This window comes from Stenotrophomonas sp. GD03819 (assembly GCF_029841665.1).
Lineage (GTDB): Bacteria > Pseudomonadota > Gammaproteobacteria > Xanthomonadales > Xanthomonadaceae > Stenotrophomonas > Stenotrophomonas geniculata.
The window spans coordinates 83,528-96,561 of the sequence record NZ_JAOCEW010000020.1; the positions used below are offsets into that span (position 1 = coordinate 83,528).

13 protein-coding genes are annotated in these 13,034 nt (G+C 67.1%); 6 read left to right on the plus strand and 7 right to left on the minus strand.

The annotated features are described in order from the left end of the window. The first annotated feature begins 274 nt into the window (after positions 1-274). Positions 275-1,180, plus strand: coding sequence for an aspartyl/asparaginyl beta-hydroxylase domain-containing protein (locus tag N5D45_RS13530; RefSeq protein ID WP_049435834.1), 906 nt, complete (start codon positions 275-277; stop codon positions 1,178-1,180). A 144-nt stretch (positions 1,181-1,324) separates the two neighbouring features. On the opposite strand, the gene speE is transcribed toward N5D45_RS13530, so the two are convergent. Next, the gene (gene speE / locus N5D45_RS13535) at positions 1,325-2,179 is read right to left on the minus strand and encodes a polyamine aminopropyltransferase (protein WP_010482074.1); all 855 of its coding nucleotides are present in this window, start codon (positions 2,177-2,179) and stop codon (positions 1,325-1,327) included. A gap of 191 nt (positions 2,180-2,370) precedes the next feature. Between speE and speA the strand changes: the two genes are divergently transcribed. Together speA and N5D45_RS13545 are read left to right on the plus strand one after the other, a co-directional pair. Next, positions 2,371-4,260, plus strand: coding sequence for an arginine decarboxylase (speA, locus tag N5D45_RS13540; protein WP_005411370.1), 1,890 nt, complete (start codon positions 2,371-2,373; stop codon positions 4,258-4,260). A 36-nt stretch (positions 4,261-4,296) separates the two neighbouring features. Further along, on the plus strand, positions 4,297-4,617 hold the full coding sequence (locus tag N5D45_RS13545; protein ID WP_005411369.1) for a DUF6122 family protein: 321 nt from the start codon (positions 4,297-4,299) through the stop codon (positions 4,615-4,617). Between the two features lie 88 nt (positions 4,618-4,705). Here N5D45_RS13545 and N5D45_RS13550 read toward each other — a convergent pair whose 3' ends face one another. From N5D45_RS13550 to N5D45_RS13560, 3 genes are read right to left on the minus strand one after another with little or no spacing between them, the layout of a single operon-like run. Beyond that, positions 4,706-6,025 carry a HAMP domain-containing sensor histidine kinase gene (locus tag N5D45_RS13550; RefSeq protein WP_057503736.1) on the minus strand — a complete coding sequence of 440 codons (1,320 nt, stop codon included), beginning with the start codon at positions 6,023-6,025 and terminating at the stop codon, positions 4,706-4,708. Continuing rightward, positions 6,022-6,681, minus strand: coding sequence for a response regulator transcription factor (locus N5D45_RS13555; protein WP_228354880.1), 660 nt, complete (start codon positions 6,679-6,681; stop codon positions 6,022-6,024). Before N5D45_RS13555 ends, N5D45_RS13550 begins: the two co-directional genes overlap by 4 nt. After that, complete coding sequence (locus N5D45_RS13560; protein WP_010482069.1) at positions 6,681-6,971, minus strand: PepSY domain-containing protein; 291 nt, start codon at positions 6,969-6,971, stop codon at positions 6,681-6,683. Before N5D45_RS13560 ends, N5D45_RS13555 begins: the two co-directional genes overlap by 1 nt. Positions 6,972-7,122: 151 nt before the next feature. On the opposite strand from N5D45_RS13560, the gene N5D45_RS13565 reads away from it, so the two are divergent. Next, positions 7,123-7,557, plus strand: coding sequence for a PepSY domain-containing protein (locus N5D45_RS13565; RefSeq protein ID WP_043401290.1), 435 nt, complete (start codon positions 7,123-7,125; stop codon positions 7,555-7,557). Between the two features lie 83 nt (positions 7,558-7,640). On the opposite strand, the gene N5D45_RS13570 is transcribed toward N5D45_RS13565, so the two are convergent. From N5D45_RS13570 to N5D45_RS13580, 3 genes are all read right to left on the minus strand, one after another. Next, complete coding sequence (locus tag N5D45_RS13570) at positions 7,641-8,123, minus strand: hypothetical protein (RefSeq protein ID WP_019661543.1); 483 nt, start codon at positions 8,121-8,123, stop codon at positions 7,641-7,643. 126 nt (positions 8,124-8,249) lie between these two features. After that, a complete protein-coding gene (locus N5D45_RS13575; RefSeq protein ID WP_228354878.1) occupies positions 8,250-9,458 on the minus strand; it encodes an FAD-dependent oxidoreductase in 1,209 nt (402 codons plus the stop codon). A 13-nt stretch (positions 9,459-9,471) separates the two neighbouring features. Beyond that, a complete protein-coding gene (locus N5D45_RS13580) occupies positions 9,472-9,966 on the minus strand; it encodes a lipocalin family protein (protein ID WP_019336294.1) in 495 nt (164 codons plus the stop codon). Positions 9,967-10,148: 182 nt separating this feature from the next. On the opposite strand from N5D45_RS13580, the gene N5D45_RS13585 reads away from it, so the two are divergent. Further along, positions 10,149-10,397: a hypothetical protein gene (locus N5D45_RS13585; protein WP_006474562.1), complete on the plus strand. Its 249-nt coding sequence runs from the start codon at positions 10,149-10,151 to the stop codon at positions 10,395-10,397. Positions 10,398-10,538: 141 nt separating this feature from the next. Next, positions 10,539-12,908, plus strand: coding sequence for a DUF3772 domain-containing protein (locus N5D45_RS13590; RefSeq protein WP_279939101.1), 2,370 nt, complete (start codon positions 10,539-10,541; stop codon positions 12,906-12,908). Positions 12,909-13,034 lie beyond the last annotated feature (126 nt).

Consider the following 13,034-nt stretch of genomic DNA (forward strand, 5'->3'; position numbering starts at 1 on the left):
TCGGACAATTCCGTCTCACTTCGTCTTTGGTTCTTTCAGAATCAATAGGTTGGGCGTCGCGTCGCTTCGTTCATCCGCGGCCCGCTGAACGTCACGCACGTCCGGCTTGACCCCGACGCACGGCCTGCCGACCATAAGCTGTTAATTCGCGACATCGGCGGCCGCCCCTTCCTGGCACGTCCCCGTTCCCTGCCGCGGTCCCCACCGGTGCTGGCCGCTTGGCCGTGCATCGCCCTGTTTCCCGTTCCGGCTGCGGCTGGAGGAAAGTGTTTTGATCATCAAAATCGTCATTGCAGCGCTGTTCGTCGCCTGCGTGCTGTACATCCACTTCCGTGGCAAGGTGCGCGCGCGCTGGTCGCGCCAGCTGCTGGACCACTCCAGTTTCATGGCCCCGATCAACGTGGTCATGTACATGTTCTCGAAGGTGCCGACCACGCCGTTCCTGGACCCGGCCAAGGAGTTCCCGCAGCTGGAGCCGCTGCGCCAGAACTGGCAGATGATCCGCGACGAGGCGCTGGCGCTGCGCGATGCGCAGAAGATCGCGGCCTCCAGCACGTTCAACGATGCCGGCTTCAATTCGTTCTTCCGCCGTGGCTGGAAGCGCTTCTACCTGAAGTGGTATGGCCCGTCGCACCCGTCGGCGAAGGCGATGTGCCCGAAGACCACGGCGTTGCTGGAGTCGCTGCCGGACGTGCGCGCGGCGATGTTCGCGCAGCTGCCGTCGGGCAGCGAACTGCGTCCGCACCGCGATCCGTTCGCCGGTTCGCTGCGCCTGCACCTGGGCCTGGCCACGCCGAACAACGACGGCTGCTACATCGAAGTGGACGGCATCAAGAAGAGCTGGCGCGATGGCGAGTGGATGATGTTCGACGAGACCTACATCCACCACGCGCACAACGAGACGCCCGATGACCGGGTGATCCTGTTCTGCGACATCGCCCGCCCGCTGCGCTTCGGCCTGCCGAGCCTGTTCAATCGTGCGGTGGCGGCCACGCTGCTGGCCGGCGGTGCCTCGCCGAACCTGCCGGGTGACCCGACCGGTGGCGTCAACAAGGCGTTCGGCAGCGTCTACAAGGTGCGCCTGAAGGCCAAGGCACTGCGCGAGCGCAGCGTGGTGGCCTACCAGGTGATCAAGTGGGGCCTGGTGGTGGCGGTGATTGCGGGTATCTGGGCGCTGTGAGCGAACCGCGGCCGGGTCGCGCGCGGGGGATGTTGTAGAGCCGAGCCCATGCTCGGCTGCTTCTGCGCGAAATGCAGCCGAGCATGGCTCGGCTCTACAGAAAGCAAAAACCCGCGCTGTCGCCAGCGCGGGTTTTTGTTTGGATCAACCCTTCAATGCCGCCTGCACGAACGGCGGGGTCACCAGTACGCCGGTATGCAGCGCGGCGGTGTAGTACAGGGTGTTGAAGGTCTTGGCGGCCGAGTCGGCCTGGCGGAAGTCGAAGCTGCTGTCGCCCTTGCGCGCCATGGTCACGCTCCACCAGCCGGTGGGGTAGCACGGCTGCGGGAACGGCAGGGTCTTGAACGAACCGAAGCCGGCCTTGCCCATCTCGGTGCGCATTTCGTTGATCAGCTCGAGCTGCATCAGCGGCGACTCGGACTGCTGCACCAGGATGCCGTCGTCCTTCAGGGCCTTGAAGCAGCTCTCGTAGAAGGCCTTGTTGAACAGGCCTTCGCCCGGGCCGACCGGGTCGGTCGAGTCCACGATCACCACGTCCACGCTGCCGGCCGGGCAGTTGGCCATGTAGGCCACGCCGTCGTCGAACAGCAGCTCGGCGCGGGCGTCGTCGTTGGAGTCGCACAGTTCCGGGAAGTGCTTGCGCGCCATCACGGTGACCTGCTCGTCGATATCGCACTGGGTCACGCTCTCCACGCCGGTGTGCTTGAGCACTTCGCGCAGGGTGCCGCAGTCGCCGCCACCGATGATCACCACGCGCTTGGGCGCGGCGTGGGTGAACAGCACCGGGTGGCTGATCATCTCGTGGTAGAAGAAGTTGTCCTTGCTGGTCAGCATGATGGCCCCGTCGATGGTCATCAGGTTGCCCCAGTCGGTGGTCTGGAAGATCTCGATCTTCTGGAACGGCGACTGCACCTCGTCCAGCTTGCCGGTGATGCGGTAGCCGATGGCCGAGCCGGTGCGCTCGAAGTGTTCGATGTACCAGTTGTTGCTGTCAGTCATTGGAAAACAGTCCTGTTCGGAGGGGTGGAGCCGGGCTGGCGGGCGGGGCCGCGTGGCACAGATGCCACATCCGGACGGATCGGCCCGTTCAGGTTGAAACCTGTCACGGGCGCGGGCGCGCATGATAACGAACCTGTGGGCATATAGGCGTTATCATGCCCCCCCTTTTATTGCCAACAAGGCCGACTGAAATGACCGATTGGTCCCTCGACCAAGCCCGCAAGACCTACTCGATCCCGCATTGGGCGGACGGTTACTTCGACGTGGATCAGGCCGGGCACATGGTGGTGAGACCGACCGGGGCGGACGGCCCGGTGGTGTCGCTGCCCAAGGTGGTCGATGCGGCGCGCGCGGCGGGCGCCAAGCTGCCGCTGCTGGTGCGCTTCCCGGACATCCTCGGCCAGCGCCTGGGCAAGCTGCAGGCGGCCTTCGCCCAGGCCCAGCAGGACTGGGAGTACAGCGGCGGCTACACCGCCGTGTACCCGATCAAGGTCAACCAGACCCGCGGCGTGGCCGGCACCCTGGCCAGCCACCACGGCGAGGGCTTCGGCCTGGAAGCGGGCAGCAAGCCCGAGCTGATGGCCGTGCTGGCGCTGTCGCGTCCGGGTGGCCTGATCGTCTGCAATGGCTACAAGGACCGCGAGTACATCCGCCTGGCCCTGATCGGCCGCAAGCTGGGCCTGCAGACCTTCATCGTCATCGAGAAGCCGTCCGAGCTGAAGCTGGTGCTGGAAGAGTCCAAGGCGCTGGACGTGAAGCCGGGCCTGGGCGTGCGCATGCGCCTGGCCTCGCTGGGCGCCGGCAAGTGGCAGAACAGCGGTGGCGACAAGGCCAAGTTCGGCCTGTCGCCGCGCCAGCTGCTGGACCTGTGGAAGTCGCTGCGTGACACCGAGTACGCCGACTGCCTGAACCTGCTGCACTTCCATATGGGCTCGCAGATCTCCAACGTGCGCGACATCGCCAACGGCATGCGCGAAGCCACCCGCTACTTCGTGGAGCTGTCGCGCCTGGGCGCGAAGATCACCCACGTCGACGTGGGTGGTGGCCTGGGCGTGGACTATGAAGGCACCCGTTCGCGCAGCTTCTGCTCGATCAACTACGGCCTGCATTCCTACGCCAGCAACATCGTGCAGCCGCTGGCCAATGCCTGCGAAGAGTTCGGCCTGACCCCGCCGCGCATCGTGACCGAGTGCGGCCGCGCGATGACCGCGCACCACGCGGTGCTGATCGCCAACGTGTCGGAAGTGGAAGAGGCGCAGGAAGGCCGCGTGCCGGACCAGCACGATGACGAGCCGGCGGCGATCCGCCACCTGCGCGAGATCCACGACGAACTGGACGTGCGCCCGGCGGTGGAGCTGTTCCAGGAAGCGCAGCATTTCCATGCCGAAGGCCTGGCCAGCTACGCGCTGGGCCAGATCGACCTGCCGCAGCGTGCGCGCATCGACGATCTGTTCTACGCCATTGCCCACGGTGTGCGTGCGCGCCTGAGCTATGACGAGAAGAGCCATCGCCCGGTGCTGGACGAACTGAACGAGCGCCTGGTCGACAAGTACTTCGTCAACTTCAGCGTGTTCGAATCGATCCCGGACGTGTGGGCGATCGACCAGGTGTTCCCGATCGTGCCGATCGAGCGCCTGGACGAAACCCCGGACCGCCGCGGCATCATCGCCGACATGACCTGCGACTCGGACGGCATGGTGGAAACCTATGTCGAGAACGAGAGCCTGGACAGCTCGCTGCCGCTGCACAAGATGAAGCCGGGTGAGAGCTACCGCATCGGCTTCTTCATGGTCGGCGCCTACCAGGAAATCCTGGGCGACATCCACAACCTGTTCGGCGATACCGACGCGGTGGAAGTGCTGGCCGACGCCGATGGCTACGCCATCACCCAGCAGCGCCGCGGCGACACCACCGACGTGATGCTGGACTACGTGGGCTACCGCCTGGATGAGCTGCGCGCGACCTACGCGCAGCGCGTGGCCGAGGCGCAGCTGTCGCCGGAACGCGCGCAGGAGCTGTCGGAGGCACTGGAAGCCGGCCTGACCGGTTACACCTACCTGTCCGACGAACCTCTGGTCTGATGGACAGCGCCGGGCTTGCCCGGCGCTACCGTTGCGATGAGCGCGCGCGCGATCTTCCACCTGTTCCTGCATGCCGCCGTGCCAGCCCTGCTGGCATGGCTGTTCTGGCGCAAGCGCTTCGCCTCGGCGTGGTTGCTGATGCTGCTGGGCTGGATCATCGATCTGGACCACCTGCTGGCCGACCCGATCTACGCACCGAACCGCTGCAGCATCGGCTTCCACCCACTGCATACGGCCCCGGCCATCGCGGTCTATGCCGGGTTGTGCGTGCCGAAGAAGACCAGGTTGTTCGGCATCGGTTTGATCATCCACATCGTGCTGGACGCGATTGATTGCTGGTGGATGCATCACCGTTGATGCTTGATGCGTGTCGACCAAGGTCGACACCTACCGGGTGCGGGTGAACCGGTAGCGCCGGGCGGCGCCCGGCGAGCGCAGCGGTGCGTCACGCCACGGGCAACCACAACGTCGCGCGCAGGCCCGGCTGCGCATTCTCCAGCGCCACGCGCCCGCCATAACTGGCGGCGATATCGCCCACGATTGCCAAGCCCAGCCCGCTGCTGCCCTCGCGCTCATCCAGCCGCACACCGCGCTGGGTGACCTGTGACAGTGACTCCGCGGCCAAGCCCGGGCCGTCGTCGCGTACTTCGATGCGTAGCTGTCCGTCGCTGATGTCCGCAGTGATGTCTACCTGCTGTCGCGCCCACCGCCCGGCGTTGTCCAGCAGGTTGCCCAGCATCTCTTCCAGATCTGCACTGGCACCGGCGAACTGCAACGCTGGATCGATACCTGCGGCCGTGAACGCAATGCCGCGTTCGCCATGCACGCGTGCCATCAACCGGCATAGCGCCTGCGCGACAGTCGCAACGTCGCTGCGCTGGCGATGGTCTGCGGCCAACCCTGCCGCCAGGTAACGGTCAACACTGGCCTGCATGCGTGCGTTCTGCTCGCGCACGGTGGTCCGCCAGTCCGCGCCGTCGCCGTCAGCCTCGGTGGCCAGCACGCTCAATGGGGTTTTCAATGCATGCGCCAGGTCCTGTGCACTGGTGCGCGCGCGCGCGACCATGCGTTGCTGGTGCTCCAGCAGCGCGTTGAGTTCTTCGCCCAGTGGCGCGACCTCTGCCCCCAGTCCCTGCGTGTCGATGCGTTGCGCGTCGCCGCGCCGCACCCGTTCCAGCTGTGCACCGAGGCGGTGTAGCGGACGCAGGCCGAAGTGCACCTGGCTGGCCAGCACCGCCAGCCACGCTGCGACCAGTACACCCAACGCGATGGCGGTGCGCTGCCGGAATGCGGCAACATCGGCATCCAGCGCGCTGCGGTCGGTGGCGACCACGGCCACGAACGGTTCACTGGCACGTGGCAGGCGCACCTGCTGCACACGTGCGCGCAAGGATTGCTGCAGCGGCCCGGCCAGGTTGCGCGTGGCCGGGCCAGTGACGGTGGTGGGAAGCGTTTCATCCCACAACGAGCGCGACTGCAGCAGCACGCGGCCATCGGCACCGGCGATCTGCCAGTAGGAACCGGAGAACACCCGCTGGAAGCGCGCGTCATTCGGTTGCTGGCGCAGGCGCAGCTGTCCTTCCGGGTTCACTTCGGCCTGCGCCAGCAGGGTCAGCATGTCCTGCTGCAGTTCGTGGTCCAGCCGATCACGCGCGCTGCGCTTGAACAGTTCGCCCAGTAGTGCGCTGGCCAGCAGCGAAACCAGCAGCAGGCCGACGCCGCCAGCCAGCAGCAGGCGCCGCCGCAGCGAGGATTGCCGGCTCACGGTGCGGCCAGCCGCCAGCCCTGGCCGCGCACGGTCTGGATCAGATCGATGCCGAGCTTGCGGCGGACCCGACCCAGCAGCACGTCCAGCGCGTTGGAGTCCGGGTCGTGGCCGCCTTCGAACACCTGCTCGCCCAGACGATCACGGCCGATCACCTGGCCGCTGTGGTGGATGAAGTAACTGAGCAGGCGGAACTCCTGCGGGCTCAGCGCCAGCGGCTGTCCGTCCAGTTCGAAGCGGCCGGCGTTGACGTCCAGCTGCAGCGGCCCGCAGTGCAGTCGCGGGCTGGCATGGCCATGGCTGCGGCGGATCAGGGCGCGCATGCGCAGCACCAGTTCGTCGGCCTGGAACGGTTTGGTCAGGTAGTCGTCGGCACCGGCATCAAAGCCGGCCAGCTTGTCGTGCCAGCGCCCGCGCGCGGTCAGCACCAGCACCGGGAAGCCGCGGCCGTTGCCGCGCCAGCGCTCGATCACGCTCAATCCGTCAAGCCCGGGCAGGCCGAGGTCAACGATGGCCGCCTGCAGGTCCTCGATCTGACCGATCTCCTCGGCCTGGCGGCCATCGGCAACCACATGCACCACGTAGCCGGCCTGCTCCAGCAGGGGCACCAGGCGCTGTGCCAGTGCGGCATCGTCTTCGGCCAACAGGATGCGCATCAGTCGTCGAGCTCCGTCTTCAGCAGCTTTCCGCTGCGCGCATCATAGTCCAGCTCCACCACCACGCCGTCGCCGCGCAGGATCTCCACTTCGTAGACACCATCGTCCAGCTCCACTTCCAGCAGCTGCCCCGGAAAGCGCTTGAGTGCATCGCGCACCACGCTTTCCAATGGCACGTAGCGGCCCTGCTGCACGGCACGGCGCGCGACCTGCTGTGCCGGGTCCTGGACGGGCGCGGCGGCGGTAGGAGCGTTGGCCAGGGCCAGCAGCAAGGGCAGGGTGGAGAGCATCGGGGCGCAGGGAGGGCTGTAGGAACAGGCGTGAGTGTGCCGGGGGTGACTAACAGCTGGCTAACAGTGCCGGCTAAGGCGCTGTTAACCACGGGGTGCATTGTGGCGTTGCCGGGATGGTCCGGCCACGAACACGAACAGGAGAACCCCCATGTTGAAGTCGCTCACCCTCGCCACTGTTGCCCTGCTGACCGTCGCGCCGGCCGTACAGGCCGCGCCGCTGGGCATGGCCCAGGTTGAACAGACCCTGCGCAAGGCCGGCTACACCCAGATCCACGAGATCGAACGCGATGATGGCCTGTGGGAGGCCGACGTGAGCCGCGCCGATGGCCGCTTCAGCGAGGTCTACGTGGACCCGAAGACCGGCGAGATCTTCGACGAGCACAGCGGCCGCGCGCTGCTGACCACCGAGCAGGTGCTGGCACGGGCACAGGCGCATGGCCTGCGCGAGATCCATTCGCTGGAACGCGATGGTGCGACCTGGTCGCTGGAGGCCCGCAATGCACGCAACCAGAAGGTGGACGTGCGCCTGAGCGGTTATGACGGCCGCATCCTGCACAGCGAGCGCGATGGCTGGCTGGATTGACGTTTGCCCATGTAGAGCCGAGCCCATGCTCGGCTTTGCGGCCAACCGTAGCCGAGCATGGGCTCGGCTCTACAGGAGCTGGCTTACCAGCCGTACGGCGGCGGGTAGTCCCAATAGCCCGGGCCGCGGCCGTAATAGCCGCCATACGGACCGAAGAAGCCCGGTCCCTTGCCTTCGCTCACGTGGATGTTGACGTTGACCCCGTGGGTCTTGCCTTCATCGGTGGTGTAGTTCTTGCTCAGGTTCAGCGTGGCGGCGTTGTAGTGGCTGTTGCCACCGTTCTTGGAATAGCCGATGCCGGTGGTGAAGCTGCCGGACACCTTGACCTTGTCGTCGGTCACGTCGGCGATCTTCGCGTCGTCGTGCACGCGCGGGCCGCTCTTGTCGCCGTAGTACGTGCCCGGCGGGTCCTGCTGCAGGGCCGGGTCGTTGAGGTAGCGCATCGGCGCCTGCGGCAGCGTCAGGTCCAGGCCGGCAGCCTGCGGCGCGGTGGCGCCTGCGGCGGACTGGGCCAGCACGGTTCCCGGCAGGGCCAGGCACAGCAGCAGGGTCAGGGGGCGGATCATGACGGCGCTCCAGCGGACAGGTGGCCACGCAACACGCGGCGGTACAGGCCGACGCTAGCAGGGGTTGCTTGAATGATGCCTGTCGGCGCCCGCTTACGGTAGAGCCAGGCCATGCTTGGTTGCAGGCTACAACCGGCCGAACCCGAACAGCCCCTCCAGCGCATGCGTGCGCCGCTCGATCCGGGCCCGCAGCAGCTGCGCGCCGATCATCGAATAGGTGATGCCGTTGCCACCGTAGGCCATGGCGAAGTGCACCCGCGGGCCCCATTGTTCGTGCGGGCCGAAGAACGGCAGGCCATCGGCGGTCTCGGCGAAGGTGCCGGCCCAGGAGAAGGCCGGCACCGGGTCCAGCCGTGGGAACCAGTGCCGCAGCTGCTTCATCAGCTGGTCGGCCTTGCTCTGAACGCGCCGGTCGCGGCGGGCGGGGATGTCGATGGCGTCGTCCAGCCCGCCCACCAGCAGGCGCTGGTCGCCGGTGGCGCGCAGGTACAGGTAGGGGCGGGCGCTTTCCCACACCATCGTGTTGCGCAGCCGGCCGAGCACGTCCGCATCGATGGGATCGGTGATGAAGGCGTAGCTGCTGCGGTTGCGTGCGACCCGTTGCTTGAGCCAGCGCTGGTTGGCATAGCCCATGGCCAGCACCACGTGGCGTGCGCGGATGGTGGCACCGGCTTCGGTACGGGCGGTCACCCCGCGCGCGGTAGCATCGAGGCTGTGCAGTACGGTGCGGTCATGCACATGGGCGCCGCGCCGACGCAGGCGCTGCAGTAGCGCATAGGTCAGCCGATACGGATCAACCCGGGCCGCCTGCCGGGTCAGCAGGGCGCCGCCGGCCTCAACGTCGAAACGTTCCCGCAGTGCCTCCGGGCCCAGCCAGCGGGCATCCAGGCCGATGCCGCGACGGGCATCGCCCTCGGCCATCAGGCGCGGCACGTCGCGGTGGCGGCTGGCCAGATAGAGGCTGTCCATGCGCTGGAAATCCACATCCTTCAACCCGCGCGCCACGTCGCCCAGGGCCGGAATGGCCTCGGCACACGCACGGTAGGCCAGCGCGGCGGCGTCCCGGCCGTAGCGCTGGGCCAGTTCCAGCAGATGGGTATCGATCTCGTACTGCAGCAGCGCGGTGCTGGCAGCGGTGCTGCCCCAGCCGATGTCGCGCTGCTCGATCACCGCCACGTCGTGGCCATGCCGGGACAGCTCGTCGGCAATCAGTGCACCGGTGATGCCGCCGCCCACCACCAGTACGTCGCAGCGCAGGTCCTGCTGCAGCGGCGGGAAGGCGTGGGTCAGGCCGTTGCGCACCGCCCACCACGGGTAGCCACTTTTCAGGTCCATGGTTGTGTGCGGCTCAGGCCGTGGGCTGGCCGGTATGCGGGGTCTGGATCAGTTCGGACAGATCGAAGCCCTGCAGGCGCGCGGACGCCAGATAATGGTCCTGCACGGTGGCGTCCAGCTGCGGTTCGCGGGCCAGCAGCCACAGGTACTTGCGGTCCGGGCTGCCGACCAGCGCGACGCTGTAGTCCGGGGCGACCTGGATCACCCAGTAGTCGCCCTTGGCGAACGGCAGCCAGCGCAGGCCCTTGGGCAGGAAACTGACCTCCAGGCGCGCGCTGTCGTTGTCGATCGCGCAGGCCTCGCCGGTGGCCTCTTCTATCTCGCCGTCCATGCGGCAGCGGTTGGTGACACCGACGTTGCCGTTGTCGAGCAGGGTGTAGTGCGCCGACACGTCGGTGCAGCCTTCCGGTTCATGGCGCATTGGCAGGCGTGCGATCTCGTACCAGGTGCCCAGGTAGCGGGGCAGCTTGAGGTCGGCAACGGTCTTCAGCGGCGGGTGCTCGGTCATCGGCGGTCGTGGCAGGGGTGGGCCTCCACGATGCCGATGGCCTTGCCATGGGCGGGTGAAGCCGGGGCGATGGCCGTGTCCAGAACGTTCCGTCGCCGCTGCGGCGTGCCCGTTGTCACCGGCGCGGCGGTATCCTGCAGCCAGCGCCGTGTTTTCCTGATCCAACCGAAGTGGAGGTGCCGATGTACCAGGTGATCCTGTTGAAGAGTGAATCCGCGTTCGCACGCGAACAGTGGCCGCAGGTCGATGATCTGGTCGACTACGAGGGCGTGTCCTACAGCCTGCGTGCCGGCCCGCGCCAGCCGCTGCCGACCGACCACGACTGGCATCCGGTGGCGGTGTACGCGCCCGATGAGATCACCGAGGAAGAGTTCCAGGACTGGTACGCGCTGCAGCAGCCGACCGTGGAAGAGCTGCGCCTGAAGTACTGATACTGCTGCGCGTCGCCCATCCGCCCTTTACCGCCTGTGCCGTATAGTCGCGCGCAGGCGCGGTGGTCCGCGCGAACCGGTGTGGCTGGCGTGTCTTCTTTCCTGCGATCGATCCGTGCACGGGGCCCCTGGTGGGTCCTGATGCTGTGCACCGCCCTCCTGCTGTCCGCGCCGGTGCTGGCACAGGATGAAGACCCCACGCCGAAGCAGCAGCTGGCGGATATCGATGCGAAGCTGAAGGAAGTCGACCGCAAGCGTGGTGATGCCGCGGCCATCGAAACATTGGCCATGCTGTCCGAGGACGCTTCGAAGGCCCGGCGTGACGCCGAGGCGCTGGAGAAGTCGCTGCAGCCGCAGCTGGACCGTCTCGACGAACAGCTGGCGCAGCTGGGCACGCCTGCCGAGGGCACCACCGAGCCGCCCGAACTGGCGGCGCAACGGCGCACGATCAACAAGCAGCGCGACGGCCTGGCCGCATCGGTGGCGCAGGCCAAGACCAGTGCCGTGCGTGCCCAGCAGCTGGCAGCCGACATTGACCAGCAGCGCACTGCGCAGCGCGCCGAAGACATGGGGAAGAAGGTCGCCTCGCCGTTGTCTCCGGCACTGTGGAGCAAGGTGGCCGAGCGCCTGCCCATCGATATCGCACGCGTCGCGCCGTTGGCCGAGCAGGGGCACGATACGTTCGTTGCCGGCGTCCGGGCCAATGGCTGGGGCACGCCGTTGCTGGGCCTGATCGCCGCGCTGGTGATGATGTTCCCGCTGCGGCTGTGGCTGCGCCGCTTGGGGCGGCAGTTCGCCGCGTCCGATCGTGCGCCTGATGGACGCCTGCGCCGTTCCGGCCTGGCCATGTGGTTGTTGCTGGTCGGCACGTTGCTGCCCGGCTATGCCGTGGTGGTGCTGATGGCGGCGCTGGACGCCATCGATGCCATCGCGCCGCGCCTGCAGGTGGTGGCCGACGGCCTGGAGACGGCCACCTTCCGCGCCGCCTTCATCGCTGCACTCAGCGCCTGCATGCTGGTGCCCAAGCGCCCGTCATGGCGGCTGTTGAACCTGGACGACACCGCCGCGCTGAAGCTGCGCAAGTACGCGTGGGGCGCGGCGGCGCTGGCCTGGCTGAGCACGGTGCTGATGGCCCTCGACCAGGCCACGCGCACCAGCGATGTCACCACGGTGGCGCTGGATGGCCTGATTGCCCTGACCTACCTGGGCCTGATCATGGCCATGCTGGTGACCCTGGCACGCCTGCATCGCCGGCAGACCGCCGAGGCCGAGGCCAAGCTGGAGGCACAGGCCGATGGCGTGGGCGCGGCCACGCCGGTGCGCCGCAGCAGCTGGCTGGTATTGGCACGCGTGGCGGGCAACGTCGCGGTGGTGGCCGCCATCGTCGCGACGTTGCTGGGCTACCTGAACTTCGCCAAGTTCGTGAACCAGCAGCTGATCGGCGGCAGCATCGTGGTGCTGGCAGCGACCCTGCTGTTCAAGTTCGTTGATGACCTGAGCACGTGGATGCTCAACGCGGACAGCAAGGTGGGCCAGACCATCCTGCTCAGCACCGGCCTGAGCGTGTCGCGCCTGGAGCAGGCCGGCGTGCTGCTGTCGGCGGCGCTGCGTACCGTGGTTGTGCTGCTCACGCTGCTTGCCCTGGTGGCACCGTTCGGCAACATCGGCGCAGTAGTGGACCGATTCACTTCTCTGTTCACGACCGGCTTCGATATCGGTGGTACCAGGCTGGCACCGGCAGGGATCGTGATGGCGGTACTGGCGCTGCTGGCCGGCCTAGCGATCACCCAGCTGGTGCAGCGCTGGCTGACCGACACCTACCTGCCCAAGACCGAACTGGATCTGGGCGCACGCAATTCGGTCAGCACCGTCGCCCGTTACGTCGGCATCATCATCGCGGTGATCTGGGCCCTGAGCGCGATGGGACTGCAGCTGAGCAAGCTGGCACTGCTGGTCAGCGCGCTGTCGGTGGGTATTGGTTTCGGCCTGCAGGTGATCACCCAGAACTTCGTCTCCGGCCTGATCCTGCTGGCCGAGCGCCCGGTGAAGATCGGTGACTGGGTGAAGCTGGGTGATCAGGAAGGCGACATCCGCCGCATCAGCCTGCGTTCGACCGAGATCCAGGTGGGCGACAAGTCGACGCTGATCGTGCCCAACTCCGAGCTGGTCACCAAGACCGTGCGCAACATGACGATGGGCAACAACCAGGGCCGCATCCAGATCCAGTTCGCGGTGCCGCCCAGCACCGATGTCGGCAACCTGCGGCAGGCGCTGCTGGATGCGTACACCGCGCACACCAACGTGCTGAATCAGCCGGCACCGACGGTCTACATCGACAGCATTGCCGGTGGCCAGATCACCATCAACAGCTTCGCGTACGTAGCCAGCCCGCGGCAGGTGTATGCGACCCGCAGCGATCTGTACTTCAGCCTGCTGCAGATCCTGGCCGAGCGGAACATTCCGCTGTCGACCCCGACGGATATCCACATCACCCGCGATCCGCAGGAGTAGGGGTGTTTTGCAGGGCTGCGCCCTGCACCCGCCGAAGCAACGGCCGAAGCAACAGCCGAAGCAACAGCAACGGCAACAGCAACAGCGTGCATTCCGTGGGATGGCGAGGTGGGTCCGGTTGCGGGA